11 protein-coding genes are annotated in these 14,408 nt (G+C 69.7%); 2 read left to right on the top strand and 9 right to left on the bottom strand.

Annotated elements, in window-relative coordinates; all coding sequences use genetic code 11:
* Positions 1-283: 283 nt before the first annotated feature.
* Positions 284-1,123 (bottom strand): GNAT family N-acetyltransferase, encoded by an 840-nt coding sequence (locus ABZU43_RS04640; RefSeq protein WP_355005204.1) that lies wholly within the window; start codon positions 1,121-1,123, stop codon positions 284-286.
* Positions 1,124-1,128: 5 nt separating this feature from the next.
* A complete protein-coding gene (locus tag ABZU43_RS04645) occupies positions 1,129-2,382 on the bottom strand; it encodes an MFS transporter (RefSeq protein WP_355005205.1) in 1,254 nt (417 codons plus the stop codon).
* A gap of 112 nt (positions 2,383-2,494) precedes the next feature.
* On the opposite strand from ABZU43_RS04645, the gene ABZU43_RS04650 reads away from it, so the two are divergent.
* Entirely contained in the window at positions 2,495-3,088 is a 594-nt protein-coding gene (locus ABZU43_RS04650) for a PadR family transcriptional regulator (RefSeq protein WP_355005206.1), read from the top strand.
* 166 nt (positions 3,089-3,254) lie between these two features.
* Here ABZU43_RS04650 and ispG read toward each other — a convergent pair whose 3' ends face one another.
* The 7 genes from ispG to ABZU43_RS04685 all read right to left on the bottom strand — a co-directional run bounded on the left by ispG (position 3,255) and on the right by ABZU43_RS04685 (position 13,471).
* The gene (gene ispG, locus ABZU43_RS04655) at positions 3,255-4,427 is read right to left on the bottom strand and encodes a flavodoxin-dependent (E)-4-hydroxy-3-methylbut-2-enyl-diphosphate synthase (protein ID WP_355005207.1); all 1,173 of its coding nucleotides are present in this window, start codon (positions 4,425-4,427) and stop codon (positions 3,255-3,257) included.
* Positions 4,428-4,436: 9 nt separating this feature from the next.
* Positions 4,437-5,687, bottom strand: a complete 1,251-nt coding sequence (locus tag ABZU43_RS04660) for a site-2 protease family protein (protein WP_355005208.1) — start codon at positions 5,685-5,687, stop codon at positions 4,437-4,439.
* Entirely contained in the window at positions 5,687-6,898 is a 1,212-nt protein-coding gene (dxr, locus tag ABZU43_RS04665; protein WP_355005209.1) for a 1-deoxy-D-xylulose-5-phosphate reductoisomerase, read from the bottom strand. Before dxr ends, ABZU43_RS04660 begins: the two co-directional genes overlap by 1 nt.
* A 43-nt stretch (positions 6,899-6,941) precedes the next feature.
* Complete coding sequence (locus ABZU43_RS04670; protein ID WP_355005210.1) at positions 6,942-7,577, bottom strand: Uma2 family endonuclease; 636 nt, start codon at positions 7,575-7,577, stop codon at positions 6,942-6,944.
* Between the two features lie 156 nt (positions 7,578-7,733).
* Positions 7,734-8,183, bottom strand: coding sequence for a hypothetical protein (locus tag ABZU43_RS04675; RefSeq protein ID WP_355005211.1), 450 nt, complete (start codon positions 8,181-8,183; stop codon positions 7,734-7,736).
* A 325-nt stretch (positions 8,184-8,508) separates the two neighbouring features.
* Positions 8,509-12,480 carry a CARDB domain-containing protein gene (locus ABZU43_RS04680; RefSeq protein WP_355005212.1) on the bottom strand — a complete coding sequence of 1,324 codons (3,972 nt, stop codon included), beginning with the start codon at positions 12,478-12,480 and terminating at the stop codon, positions 8,509-8,511.
* Positions 12,481-12,919: 439 nt separating this feature from the next.
* Positions 12,920-13,471, bottom strand: a complete 552-nt coding sequence (locus ABZU43_RS04685; RefSeq protein WP_355005213.1) for a GNAT family N-acetyltransferase — start codon at positions 13,469-13,471, stop codon at positions 12,920-12,922.
* 51 nt (positions 13,472-13,522) lie between these two features.
* Between ABZU43_RS04685 and ABZU43_RS04690 the strand changes: the two genes are divergently transcribed.
* Complete coding sequence (locus ABZU43_RS04690; RefSeq protein WP_355005214.1) at positions 13,523-14,395, top strand: YhjD/YihY/BrkB family envelope integrity protein; 873 nt, start codon at positions 13,523-13,525, stop codon at positions 14,393-14,395.
* Positions 14,396-14,408 lie beyond the last annotated feature (13 nt).

Consider the following 14,408-nt stretch of genomic DNA (forward strand, 5'->3'; position numbering starts at 1 on the left):
GGACACCGCACCAGCGTCGGCACCACCCACGCCGGCACCACCGTCACCGCCATCCGCGACCACAACCGAATCACCATCTACCACCACGACGGCCACCCCCTCGGCCACTTCCACCTCACCCCCGAGCGGACCTACACCACCCTCACCCGAGCAGCCTGATCAACAACACATGACACATCTATCGGGACTTCCCCTTGACACATGTCTCGGGACACGACAGTTTCGCGCGAACGGAAAGTGTCCAAGATCTACGAGGATGCATCACCACCCTCACCCGCAGCGGTCAGAAGAGGACGGTGGCCAGGGTGCCGATCGGCTGGAAGCCACAGCGCTCGTAGACGCGGCGGGCCGGGAGGTTGAAGTCGTTCACGTACAGGCTGACGGTGGGGGCGACCCGCAGCAGCGCGTCGCGGACCACGGCTGCCATGGCGGCGGTGGCGATCCCCCGACCTCGCCACTCCGGTGCCACCCAGACGCCCTGGATCTGCGCCGTCCGTTTGGTGACCACTGCCAACTCGGCCTTGAACACGACCTTGCCGTCGACGATGCGGGCGTACGCGCGACCGGTCCGGACCAGGTCGTTGACCCGTCGGCGGTAGCTGCGTCCGCCGTCCTCGGCCAGCGGGGAGACGCCGACCTCTTCGGTGTACATGGCCACCGCCGCCGGGAAGAGCCGGTCGACCTCGCCGGAGCGAACCTGGCGTACCTCCGGATCGGCCGGTACGGGTGGCAGTGTGTCGGTGACCAGCAGTGGCTGATTGGGGCGAACGTCTCGCGCTGGCCCCCACGTGTCGGAGAGGCGGCCCCACAGCCCGAGGACGGCATCGGCCCGGCCGACGATGGAGGAGCAGAGCCGCTCCTCGCCCGCGAGCAGGTCGGCGAAGGCAGCCACCGCGGCGTCGCTGGCCAGCACCGGCGTGAGATTGCCGCCGAGCCAGCAGAGTGATTCGAGGTTGCGGCGGGCTCCGTACCCCAGGATTCTGCCCTCGGCCCGCCACCACGAGAGTCCGCGCGCGGCGATGCGCTCGGCGACCTGCGCGCCCGCGAACGGGTCATGGTCGAGCAGTCGCTCGACCGCGCGGCGCTCCGATTCCCCCAGTTGGCGTACCGGCACCGTCAGCACGGCTATCAGCCTGCCAGATCAGCCCCCCGCTTCGCCGGTCGAGTGACAAGGCCGGCACCGGTTACCCGAGGCCGGGTCCGCCCGGCCCACCGGACGACCGGGGGCACCAGGGCTCCGAGCAGGAGAAACAGGGCACCGAGTACGAGCCAGCCGGGTACGCCCCAGCCGAGGGCCAGGGTGGTCACCACCACCGGTGCGAGCATCTTGCCCAGTTCATAGCCCATGCCGTACGCCCCCTGGTACTGCCCCTGGGCATCCGCCGGTGCCAGCCCGAAGGAGATCGCCCAGCCGGCGGCGGAGTGCCACAGTTCTCCGGTGACGTGCGCGAGCGCCCCGAGGCCGAGCAGGCCCACCGCCCCGGCGGTGGGCAGCGCGCCGCTGGCGGCGAAGAGTACGCAGGCCAGGGCGATGGCCACGCCCGCTCGACGAGCGGCGCGGGCGGCTCCGGGCAGTGTGGCGGCGGTGCCCGCGGCGCGTACCTGAAGGAGCACCACCACCACGGTGTTGACCAGTGTCAACGCGGAGATCATCCAGGCCGGGGCCCGGGTGTGGCCGGCGATCCACAGCGGCAGGGCGATGGTGAGCAGGCTGAAGTGCATCGACATCAGCCCGTCGACCAGGGTGAAGGCGAGGAACGGGCGGTCCCGTAGAGCGACCAGCCGAGGACCGTGCGTCGGGGCGGCGACCGGGGCGACGGCGGGTAGCCGAAGGAAGACCACCGCTGCCGCCAGGGATGTCGCCGCCGAGGCCAGGATCAGCGCGACGTACCCGGTCCGGGTGTCGGCGGCGATGGCGAAGCCGCCGAGGACGGCGCCGACGGAGATCCCGACGTTGGTGGTGGCTCGCAGGTAGGCGCGGGTGCGGACCCGCTGGTCGGCAGGGATCGCTCCGGCGATCAACGCGCCGCGGGCACCCCGCTCGACCGCGTCGGCAAGCGCGGTGGCGGCTCCCACCAGTACGAACGTGGGGAACGACCGGACGGCGATCAGGCCGACGGTCAGGGTGCCGGCGACGAACAGCGCGCCGACCTGCACGCCGCGCGGACCGACGCGGTCGGCCAGGTAGCCGCTCGGGGCGCTGGCCAACACACCGACCAGGGCCGAGATGGTCAGCCCGATGCCGACCTGGGTGGCCGACAGGCCGACCGACCGGGTGAGGAAGAGCGCGCTGGCGACGAGCCAGAGGCCCCGCCCCACGGTCTTGACCAGAGTGCCGAGGGTGAGGACCCGGGCCGGACCCGGCGGGGGAAGCAGGCGCATGACCGACACCCTAACAAGACGTACGTACGGTTTGTTAGATAGGGGTTGTCGACGATGCATTGCCGATATATCGTTGATGCATCAGCGATAGTCCTAAGGAAGGAAGAGCCCCATGAGGTTCCACCGACAGCACCACCCGATGCACGAGGCCCGGATGCGGGGGTTCGGCTTCCCACCGGTCCCGCCCGGTCCGCACGGCCATGGCCACGAGCACGGACACGGCGGCCCCTGGGGCGGCCGGGGCCGTGGTCGGGGTCGGGGCCGACGACCCAACGTCCGAGCCTCCGTGTTGGCCCTGCTCACCGAGCGGCCAATGCACGGCTACGAGATGATCCAGGAGATCGACTCCCGCACCGGCGGTGCGTGGCGGCCAAGCCCCGGCTCGATCTACCCCACCCTCCAGCTCCTGGAGGACGAGGGCGTGATCGTCGCCAGCACCGAGGATTCCGGTGGTGGGCGGAAGCGGTTCACCGTCACCGAGGCCGGTCAGGCCGAGGCGACCGAAGCCGCGCAGACCCCGCCGTGGGCGGACGTCGCCCAGGGCACGGTGAGCAGCTGGCACGACATCCGCGACTCCGGCACGCAGGCGATGAACGCGCTGCGCCAGGTGATGATGAACGGCACCGACGACCAGCGTGAGCGGGCCGCCCAGGTGCTCGACGAGACCCGGCGCAAGCTGTACGCGATCCTCGCCGAATCCGAGTGACGCCAGGCCGCACCACAGCGCCAGCCCGCACCGCAGCGCACGAGCACCAAGGCGCCCGGCTACAGCACCGCGGCTACGAGCACCACGGCGCACAAGCGCACGATCAGCACAAACGCACAGCGGCCGTTCCCCGCACGGGGAACGGCCGCTGTTTCCACCTGGAAAATCAGTGCACGGTGACGGTCGGGCCGGTGACCAGCCCTCGCAGCTCCTCGGGAAGCTCGGCGCCCATCTCGTCGGCGAGCCGCAGCGCTTCCTCGATGAGGGTCTCGACGATCTGGGCCTCGGGCACCGTCTTGACGACCTGCCCCTTGACGAAGATCTGGCCCTTGCCGTTGCCGGAGGCGACGCCGAGGTCGGCTTCCCGGGCCTCACCCGGACCGTTCACCACGCAGCCCATGACGGCGACCCGCAGTGGCACCGGCAGCCCTTCCAGGCCGGCGGTGACCTCCTCGGCGAGCTTGTAGACATCCACCTGGGCCCGCCCGCAGGACGGGCACGAGACGATCTCCAGGCCCCGCTCGCGCAGACCGAGGGACTCCAGGATCTGGTTGCCGACCTTGATCTCCTCCACCGGCGGGGCGGACAGCGACACCCTGATCGTGTCGCCGATCCCCTCGGCCAGCAGCGCTCCGAAGGCGACCGCCGACTTGATGGTGCCCTGGAACGCCGGCCCGGCCTCGGTGACGCCGAGGTGCAGCGGGTAGTCGCACTGCTCGGCGAGCTGCCGGTACGCCCGGATCATCACGACCGGGTCGTTGTGCTTGACCGAGATCTTGATGTCCCGGAAGCCGTGCTCCTCGAACAGCGAGCACTCCCACAGCGCCGACTCGACGAGCGCCTCAGCGGTTGCCTTGCCGTACTTGCTCAGCAGCCGCTTGTCCAGCGACCCGGCGTTGACGCCGATCCGGATCGGCACCCCCGCCGCCCCCGCGGCACGGGCGATCTCCTTGACCTTGTCGTCGAACTGCCGGATGTTGCCGGGGTTGACCCGGACCGCCGCGCAGCCGGCGTCGATCGCGGCGAAGACGTACTTGGGCTGGAAGTGGATGTCGGCGATCACCGGGATCTGCGACTTCTTGGCGATCGCGGGCAGCGCCTCGACGTCGTCCTGGGACGGCACGGCCACCCGGACGATCTGGCAGCCGGACGCGGTCAGCTCGGCGATCTGCTGGAGGGTCGCGTTGATGTCGGAGGTGAGGGTCGTGGTCATCGACTGCACGGACACCGGAGCACCGCCGCCGACCGGGACCGAACCGACCATGATCTGGCGGCTGGCCCGGCGGGGAGCGAGCGGCGGGGGCGGCACGGCGGGCATACCGAGACTGATAGCTGTCACTTCAGGCACTCACCTTGAGAAGAGCGTGATGGGGTTGACGACGTCCGCGGCGATGGTCAGCAGCGTGAACGCGCCACCGATCAGGATCACCGCGTACGTGAAGGGCATCAGTTTGAGGTAGTCCACCCGGCCGGGGTCGGTCCGGCCGATCTTCGCGTAGATCCAGGAGCGGGCCCGTTCGAACCAGGCGATGGCGATGTGGCCGCCGTCCACCGGAAGCAGCGGCAGCAGGTTGAACACGCCGATGAAGAAGTTCAGCGACACGAAGAGCATGAAGAAGACCAGCCAGGCGTTGTTCTCCACCGCCTCGCCGCCGAGCCGGCTGGCACCGACGACGCTGATCGGGGTGTCGATGTCACGCTCGCCGCCGGTGAGGGCGGTCCACAGGGCGGGGACCTTCTGCGGGAGGCGCTGGAGTGCCTGGACGGTGCCGACGGCCAGTTGACCGGTGAAGTCGGCGGTGGCGCCGAAGGCCCCGACCGGGCCGTACGTCACGCGGGTGGGCGTGCTGGGGACGAGCCCGACGCCGAGGGCGGCCACCGGGGCGGCGGCACCGGTCGGGTTGTCCAGCGGCGGACGCTGGGTCTGCGCGAGCACGGTGCTGGTGGTGGCCGGCTGCCCGTCGCGGACGTACGCGATCTGCGCGGTGTCGCCCGGCTTGAGCCCGCGCAGCGTGGTGAGCAGGTCGCCGTAGGAGTTGACCGGGGTGCCGTTGATCGAGGTGATCCGGTCCCCGTTCTTCAACTGCGCCTGGGCGGCCGGGCTGGCCGCGTCGGCGGAGGTGCAGGCGCGCACCGCGTTCTCCGGGACCACGCACTGGCTGAGCTGGATGACGGCGGGCTCCTGGCGGGCCTGCGCGTCGGTGGTCGGGAAGTCGGGGTTGGGCAGGCCGGCGGAGACGGCCAGGATCCAGATGGTGACCAGGGCGAGCGCGAAGTGGGTGATCGACCCGGCGGCCATCACGATGGTCCGCTTCCAGACCGGGTAGCGCCACATCACCCGGGACTCGTCGCCCGGCTCGACGTCGTCGTCCTGCGGCGTCATCCCGACGATCTTGCAGAAGCCGCCGAGGGGGATGCCCTTGAGGCCGTACTCCGTCTCACCTCGCCGGAACGACCAGATGGTGGGCCCGAAACCGACGAAGTACTTCGTGACCTTCATCCCGAACGCCTTGGCGGTCAGCAGGTGACCCGCCTCGTGCAGACTCACCGAGATGAGAATGGCCAGGGCGAAGAGGACCACCCCGAGCAGGTACGACATCAAGCTCCTTCCACCGAACCCGCGATGATCTCCTGCGCATGCGCGCGCGCCCACGACTCAGCCGCGAGCACGTCCTCGACGGTACCTGGTTCGTCGAAGTCCGGAGCCTCCTCCAACACCCGTTCGAGGGTGTCGACGATGCCGAGGAACGGCAGCCGGCCCGCCACGAACGCGGCCACGCACTCCTCGTTCGCCGCGTTGTAGATCGCCGGCCGGCAGCGCCCGGCCTCCCCGGCGGCCTTGGCCAGGGCGACGGCCGGGAACGCCTCGTCGTCGAGCGGCGCGAACTCCCAGGTGTGCGCGGCCGTCCAGTCGACGGCGGTGGCCGCCTCGGGGACCCGGTCGGGCCAGCCGATGCCCAGCGCGATCGGCAGCCGCATGTCCGGTGGGCTCGCCTGGGCGATCGTCGACCCGTCGACGAACTCGACCATCGAGTGGATCACCGATTGCGGGTGCACCATCACGGTGATGTCGGAGTAGGGCACGTCGAACAGCTCGTGCGCCTCGATCACCTCCAGCGCCTTGTTGACCATGCTCGCCGAGTTGATCGTGACGACCGGCCCCATGTTCCAGGTCGGGTGCGCGAGGGCCTGCTCGGGTGTGACCTGCGTCAACTCGTCACGCCGCCGCCCCCGGAACGGACCGCCGCTGGCCGTGACGATCAGCCGCCGCACCTCACCCCGCGTCCCGGAGCGCAGGCACTGGGCCAGCGCCGAGTGCTCCGAGTCGACCGGCACGATCTGCCCCGGCCGCGTCACCGCGGCCTTGACCAGCGGGCCGCCGGCCACGAGCGACTCCTTGTTGGCAAGCGCGAGGGTACGACCACCGCGCAGCGCGGCCAGCGTAGGAGCGAGGCCCAGCGAGCCGACCACCCCGTTGAGCACGATGTCGCACTGCCACTGGGCCAGCTCGGTCATGGCGTCCGGCCCGGCCACGATCTTGGGAAGCTTGAAGTCACCGGTGGCCCACCCGCGCCGGCTCGCCTCCGCGTAGAACGCGAGTTGCAGATCCTGCGCGGCGGACGCTTTCGCCACCCCGACCGCCTCGACGCCCAGTTCCAGGGCCTGCGCGGCGAGCAGCTCGACGTTGCCGCCGCCCGCACCCACGGCGACCACCCGGAACCGGTCCGGGTTACGCCGGACAATGTCGATGGCCTGGGTGCCGATCGAACCGGTGGACCCGAGCAGAACAAGGTCGCGGGGGGTAGTCACCCGGCCATTCTTCCCCACCGCCGCTGCACGCCCGCTGGGAGCCTCAGCCCTCCCCCTCCGCCGGCTCCTCCTCGTCCAGCAACTCGGCCGGGTCGATGGAGAACTCGAACGGCTCCCGCATCGCGAAGGTGCTCCCCGCCGCAGCGGCGGCCAACGGCCGGTACTCCCCGTCGGACAGCTCGAACAGGGCAATGGTCGGCACCCGGTTACGCAGGTCCACCCGGAGAAAGAACGGCACCCCGACGGCGGCGTACTCGCGGGGCCGGTCGATCACGCCCTTACGTCGGTCACCCAGCGAAACGATCTCCCCCAACAACACCGCCTCGGCGATGGGGACCGTCGTTCGGCCACCACCGGACTTGCGCAGCACAGCGATGTCCGGGATGAAGAGATCATTCCCGGAGATGACGTTGATCTCCGGATAGACCCAGAATCCTGCCTTCCGCGCAGCACGGTGCAGCACGTAGGGCAATTCCCGCTCGACCGACTGATGATCGATTCCCGCATGTGGTGTCACGATCACGCTTCCGCTCAGGACCTCAACCTTGGGGCCGTTGGTCTCCGGCAACAGGTCGAGGGCGAGCTGCGCAGTCCAGGGTTCGTCGTGCCACCGCAGCACGTCGAACGACGGCTCGGTGTGCTGCGGCGTCGGCTCCGGCGCGAACGCGGCCTGGGCCATCCGGGCTCACCCCCTCAGCGGGACATTCTGCTCAGGTCAGCCTAGCCATCGCAGCCCCAGAAGCGCGTCATCGCACACAGGGTCCGTCAGCCCGAAATGACTGCACCGCAGCGAGGCGCGTGCAGATCTTGGACAGTTTCCGTCATGGCCGAACTGTCATGGCCGAACGGAAAGTGTCCAAGATCTGCGGGCCGGTGCCCGACTCGTCGTGGTCCGGTGCCGCACGACGGCCAGCCAGACCGCTGCGCCGACACAGAGGACGGCCAGCAGGGACAGCAGCACCAGGGCCGGGTTGACCCAGACGGGCACCAGGTCGTAGGTGGCGTTGCATCGGTCGCGGAGCGGGAACCACATCGACGACTCACGCCAGTGCGCGGCGCGGTAGGCACTGTCGTAGCTGACGCCGGCCTGTCGGCAGGACTCCTCCGAGCTCATGGAGGAACCCGCGAACGCGCCGACGAACCAGGTGACAGCGGTGGCGACGATCGAGAGCCCGGCCGTCGCGGCGAACCAGCCCGGAGTCTTCCAGCGGCCGGTGAGCAGAGGTCGGCCCCAGAACCAGAGCACGAACAGGGCGGGTACGGCGAGGCAGAGCCCGGTCGTCACGACACCCATCCTGATTCGTCAGCCTCCCGCCAGCGAGCCGGCCGTGATCATCGCACGGGCCGGCTCACCGCCGCGAACATGACGACGGCCGTCCAGGCCGACGGGGTGAAGGTTCGGCGAGACCACGCCCAGCGAGGAGGTCGCGCAGTTCCTGCGTACCCGAGTGTTCTGTGACGGCCTGCTCGGCGATGCCGGCCGCTGCCGGCGGCGCGACGCCCACGACGGACCCTGCGCTGCGGCGATCGACTCGGCTTCATGGAAATCGGGGCGTCCGCAGTCCGCGGACACCCCGACTTCACTGAAACCGTGTTGATCAAGCGGCGAACTAGCCGCCGGTGATGACGAACTGTGAGCCCGGCTGGATGACGATGTTGCCGTCGGCCGAGTTGGTGATTGTCACGTTCGTCAGGTTGGCGTTGCCGCGCGCTCCGCTCATCGCGAGGATGCCGGCACCGTTGTTGGACTTGTCGATCCGTACGTTGGTGATGGCGACGTTCGGGATGTTTCCGCCACCGTTCTTGAACTGGATGCCGTCGAAGGTCGAGTCGATGATGTCGGTGTCCCGGATGGTGACTCCGACGATGTCCCTGGTGGCCGGGAAGATCGTGATGGCACCGAACTCCTGGTCCTCGTTCCAGAACGCGCCGCCGGTGCGGTAGAGCCCGTTGTTGGCGATCAGCGTCGTGCCGGAGAACGGCAGCGGGTCGTGGTCGGTCGCCAGCATGATGCCCGGGTAGTTGGCGGTGTCGTAGATCAGGTTGTTCTGGATCGAGTTGTCGTAGCCGCCGTAGATGGCGATGCCGTTCGCCCGCCAGGGCAACTGGATGGTGTTGTTGACGAAGTGGTTGTCGTGGGCGATGTCGACGTTGCGGTCCTTGACGTACGGGTTGGCCCAGACGGCGAGCGCGTCGTCGCCAGTGGTGCGGAACGACGAGTTGAACACCCGCGAGTTGCGCGTGCCGTTGCTGAAGTTGATGCCGTCGGCGTACGTGTTGCGGATCCGCATGCCGCTGAAGTCCAGCCCGTCGGCCGGCCCCCACAGGTCGGGGATGTTGTCGTAGTCGCGACCCACCCAGACGCCCACGTTGGCGTGCTCGATCCAGACGTTGCTGATCTTCGTGCCGGCGCCGAAGCGACCGTTCAGACCGACGCCACCCTCGGCGTTGCCGTCACCGCCGCGGATCCGGCCCGAGCCGAAGATGGCGATGTCGGAGATCTGGGTGTTCTTGTCGATGTCGAAGCCGAAGTTGCCCTCGTGCGGGTGGTTGATGCCGCCCACCACGTTCTGCGGCTCGGTCAGCGTGTAGAGCTGCGAGTGCCACATGCCGGCGCCTCGGATCGTGACGTTGCTGATGCCGACCTGGTTGTGCATGCCCCGGTTCAGCGGGTCGTCGGTCAGGATCTTCTGCTCCTGCCGCCACTGCCCGGCGGGAATCCAGACGCAGCTGATGACACCGTTCTGGTCGTCGGTCACCGCCCGCTGGATGGCTGCGGTGTCGTCGATCCCGTCGTTCGCAACCGCGCCGTACGAGGTGATCGAGGTGCAGCCGGCCGGCTGGCTCGCCGGCCCCGCCACCTGCTCCAGGTCGATCATGTCGATGACGTAGAAGGAGGCGGTGTCACCCGAGTCGCGCTGCAACTTGAAGCGGGTGCCGGCCGGGTACGACTGCGCCAGCAGCGCGTTCGACTCGTCGAAGAGCCGCCGGGCGTCGGCCTGCGGGGTGTTGGTCAGCGCCTCCGGCCCGTCGGTGTTGCCGTAGAGCCAGCTGTGCTTCGACGACAGTGTCAACTTCCGGGAGAAGACGTCGTTGACGTAGAGGCTGATGGTCGCCTCGATGCCGCCGCCACCGGGCGCGTCCGGGATGGAGTTGCGCACGACGATGGAGTTGGCCTGGTTGGCAGAGGTGAACTCGACGAACTGGCCGGTGCTGGTGAGCCGTACCGACTTGCGCCCCGAGGACTCGCTGGCGAAGTTGGTGTGTCCGAACGTCCGCAGGGCGTCGGTCTCCAGCAGCGTGCCCTGGTAACGACCGGCCTCCGCCTCGTAGGAGACGTACGGGACGGCTGCCCCACGCCCGACCACTATCGACTGGCTGAACGCGTTGTTCGTCTCGTTGGTCTCGGCGACCACGTTCGTGGCGTCGGCGGTGGCGGTGAGGGTGGCGCCGCCGCTGGTGGCGGTCCAGGTGCCGCTGACGGCCACGGTGACCGTCGCGCCGGCGGCGATCGAGGCGGTGTTGGTGTTGAGCGTGGTGCTGCCCGCCACCAGTCGGGTGACGGTGGTCGCGCCGGTCGCGGTGGTGCCCCGGTTGCGAACCGTCACGGTGAAGGTGACGGACGCCCCGACGGCCGGGTTCGGCGGGTTCGAGGCGATGCTGAGCACCTGAAGGTCCGGGCCCGGGGCCTGCGCCACCACCAGCGGCGACGCCGCCGTGAAGCTGTTGTTGCCGTTGTTCTGCTCGACGATCGTGTTCGCCGGGTCGACCACCGCCGAGACGGCGTAGCTGCCCATCGGCCGGGTACCGGCGTTGAACGACACAGTGGTCGAGGCGCCCGCGGCGAGCGCGCCCACCGAGGCGCTGCCGACGACCGCGCCGGCCAGACTGAAGTTCACTGTCGTCGCACCGGCTGACGCCGAGCCGATGTTCTGCACCACCGCCGAGAGGGTGACCGGGGAGACCTCGCTGGGCGACGAGGGCGACCAGGTCACCGAGCTGACGACCAGGTCCGGGTTGGGCGCCGGGGTGCCGCACACCTCAAGCTCGGCGACCTGGCCGGACGGGGCACCGGTGTTACCGGTGAACCGCAACTGCACGTCCGCTGTGGTCGCGCTGACCGGGATGGTCACCACGTTGCTGCCCTGGACGAACTGGTAGGCCACCGCCGACACCAGGCTGGTGTACGAGGACGAGGCCTGGTCGCGGCCGAGGACCTGGATGGTCTGGGTACGGGTGCCCCAGGACGAATCCGGGTTGAGCTTCACAGTGACACCGGAGATGGAGTGGTTCGCGCCGAGCGCCACTGTCAGGTTCTGCGGGTAGCTCGCCGCGCCCTCCCAGTAGGTGGAGAGCTGCCCGTCGTTCGCCTTGTCCGGGGTGAAGCTGAAGGTCGAGCCGCTCGCCGTCATGCTCTTGCCCTGCGCCACGTTGGTGCAGGCCGGCGGGTTGCTGCCGGTCCGGGTGACGGTGTTGCTGGTGCCGGAGAGGTTGCCGGCTCCGTCGCGGGCCCGGACGTGGTAGGAGACGGTCGCCGTCGCCGGCTGGGTGTCCTGGTAGGTGAGGACGGTGCCCAACGTGGCGATCAGGCTGCCGCCCCGGTAGACGTTGTAGCCGGCGAGCCCGCTGCCACCGGAGTCGGTGGAGGCTCCCCAGGTGAGCGTGATCGTGCTGCCCGACGTGCTCTGCGACAGCGTCCCCGGGACGCTCGGCGCGGTGGTGTCACCACTGCCGGTACGGGTCACCGTGTTGCTGTTGCCGGACAGGTTGCCGGCCGCGTCGCGGGCCCGGACGAAGTACGACACTGTCGCCGTGGCCGGCTGGGTGTCGTTGAAGGTGGTCACGTTGCCGACGGACTGGAGGAACGCGCCGTTGCGGTAGACGTCGTAGCCGGCGATGCCGCTGCCGCCCGCGTTGTCGGTCGACGCGACCCAGTTGAGGCTGATGGTGGTGCCCGACTGGGTGTACGAGAGGTTGCCGGGAACGCTCGGCGCTGTGGTGTCCGGGGTGGTGCCGCCGCTGCCGTACACCTCCAGCTCGGAGAGCTGCCCGGCCGGCCAGCCGCTGTTGGCGGTGATGGTGATCCGGACGTAGCGGGTGGAGGTCGAGCCGAAGTTGATCGTGGCGGTGCTGCCGCTCGCCGGGTTGAAGGTGTACGTCTGCGACCCGACCAGGTCGGTGAAGGACGAACCGTTGGTGCTGCCCCGCACGCTCAGCGTCTGCGTCCGGGTCCCCCAACCGGAGGTCGGCAGCTTCAGAACTACCTGGTTGACGCTCTGCGACGAGCCGAGATCGACCTGCACCCACTGGGGGAACGCGTTGTTGACGCTCTCCCAGTAGCTGCCCGCGTTGCCGTCGACGACCTTCGACGAGTCGTAGACGTCGGCGTGGCCGCTCTCCTGGGTGGGACGGCCCTGGGCGAGGTTGGTGGCCGCCGGGGCGAAGGCGCTCGGTGCTGCTGCGGCCGGCTCGGTGGGGCGGGCCGCGGCGGCCGGGTTCGCGAGGGCGGTCGCCCCGGCCGTCGCGATCAGCGCGGCGGCGGCCGTGGCCGCCACCATCCTGAACAGGTTCGTTCGTCTCATCACTGTCCTTGTCGTCGGGGGACGGTTGCCGCGGTGGCTGGACCACGGGGGTGGGGGGGTGCGGCGGTGCAGCGCCGGCCGACGCGAGAGGGCCGGTGTCGAGAGAGACGGGTGGTGCGGGCGGCGCGGGGGCGCCGACCGCCGTGGAAACACCAGAGGGGTACGACCATCAACGGGCCTCCCCAGGAGGCCCGTTGAATCTTCCGAGTACGTGCACAGAACCGTGCACGCCTTTGTCGAAATCTTGCGTTACTTTGGCCCAAAGGTTACTGAAGTGCTACGGGAGCGTCAACACTTCGACCGCCGTGACTATTGATGGACTTGTCTGCCCCGAGGGTCGACCTGCCCATAATTTCGGGGAAGGTGCTGCCTCCCGACGACCGGAGGCAGCACCTTCCCCGAAGTTGCGCGGATCTTGCGTCAGGTCGTGCGGGAACGATCAGGCATCTGGTGCGGTCAGCACGAACGTCTCCAGCAGTTCCCCGCCGTACCAGTCGGTGCGCTGGCCGACATGGGTCATGCCCAGCCTCCGCGCGACAGCCATCGACGGCTCGTTGCCCGGCGCCACGACCGCGTAGATCTCCCGGGTACCGGCCGCGAACTCCCGGTCGACCGCCGCGCGGGCCGCCTCGGTGGCGAAGCCGTGGCCCCACGCGTCCGGGTGCAGGTGCCAACCCACCTCGATGTCGTCGCTCCGACGCGACTCGTCGCGCCCCGGCAACGGCTTGAGCAGAACCGTGCCCACCACCTGACCCGTCTCCCGTACCTCGATCGCCCAGGTGCCGTACCGGCCGCCGTCGGCGGCGTGCCGCTCCTGCCAGATCCGCAGCCGCTCGACGGCCTGCGCCGGGTCGGTCAGCGGCAGGCCCGGCGCGACTCCCAACCAACGGCTGATCTCCGGGCGGGAGTAGATGTCGTAGATCCGGGCCAGATCGGCCGGATCGGCGGTCCAATCGCGCAGGATCAGGCGTTCGGTGGTGAGAACAGTCATGACCGGCGATCTTAAGGAGTGACAGCCCCGACGACAGGGAAGGAGGACCCGATGGGCAACGGATGGCAGCGCACGAAACGGATCACCAGTGCGGCGTTCCGTCCGGTGCGCGGACGGGACCTGTCGCTGCACGCCGCCGCGATCACCTTCTACGGGGCGATCGCCGTGGTGCCGGTCGCCCTGCTGGCGATCTGGCTCACCGCGCTGGTGGCCGGGGCCGACCAGGTACGCCGGCTCACCTCGTACGCCGTGGAGGCCCTGCCCACCGCGATCGGCGCGCCCCGGGCGGTGGAGGCACTGGTCGACGCAGGGGTGGGGTTGACCCCGCTGCTGGCGCTGGCCTCCCTGCTGCCCGCCTCGCTGTACGGCGAGGGCCTGCGTCGGGCGTTCGTCTCGGTGGCCGCGCCCCGCTCCGACGAGCACCTGGTTGGCTGGCGGGGCCGACTCCTGCTGCTGCCACTGCTCGCGCCGGCCCCCGCGCTGCTGCTGTCGATCCTGCTGGCGCTTCCGCTCACCACCCGCCTCGTACGCCAGGGCGGTTGGCTCGGTGTGCTCGGCGTGGTGCTGTCGTTCCTGGCGGTCTGGCTGGTGCTGACGCCGGTGCTGGTGTGGGTGTTCCGGGTCGTCGGGCCGGCCTCACCGGACTGGCTCTCCACCCTCGGGGTCGGGTCGTTCACCGCGGCGAACCTCTCCGGATTCCTGCACGGCTTCGTGCTCTTCGCCTCGCTCCCGCTGGACCTGGGAGTGCCCTTCGGCGGCTTCGACGACATCGGCGCCGGCGTGGCCGTCCTCCTCTGGCTCTACCTGTTCCACGTGATCGTCCTGGCCGGCTACTCCGCCACCCTGGCCCTCGCAAACTGGCGCACCAACCGCCGGACCCCCACCCCCGACCCGTCGCCCTCCCCCGGCCCGTCGCCCCGTTGATCATGAAGTTATT

It is taken from the genome of Micromonospora sp. NPDC005205 (assembly GCF_040608275.1).
In the GTDB taxonomy this organism is placed as follows: Bacteria; Actinomycetota; Actinomycetes; order Mycobacteriales; family Micromonosporaceae; genus Micromonospora.

Bases quoted from the DNA above. Each gene is read 5' to 3' on its own strand.
- ABZU43_RS04645 (WP_355005205.1), bottom strand. From the start codon at position 2,382: ATGCGCCTGCTTCCCCCGCCGGGTCCGGCCCGGGTCCTCACCCTCGGC.
- ABZU43_RS04650 (WP_355005206.1), top strand. From the start codon at position 2,495: ATGAGGTTCCACCGACAGCACCACCCGATGCACGAGGCCCGGATGCGG.
- ABZU43_RS04660 (WP_355005208.1), bottom strand. From the start codon at position 5,687: ATGTCGTACCTGCTCGGGGTGGTCCTCTTCGCCCTGGCCATTCTCATC.
- ABZU43_RS04670 (WP_355005210.1), bottom strand. From the start codon at position 7,577: ATGGCCCAGGCCGCGTTCGCGCCGGAGCCGACGCCGCAGCACACCGAG.
- ABZU43_RS04680 (WP_355005212.1), bottom strand. From the start codon at position 12,480: ATGAGACGAACGAACCTGTTCAGGATGGTGGCGGCCACGGCCGCCGCC.
- ABZU43_RS04685 (WP_355005213.1), bottom strand. From the start codon at position 13,471: ATGACTGTTCTCACCACCGAACGCCTGATCCTGCGCGATTGGACCGCC.
- ABZU43_RS04690 (WP_355005214.1), top strand. From the start codon at position 13,523: ATGGGCAACGGATGGCAGCGCACGAAACGGATCACCAGTGCGGCGTTC.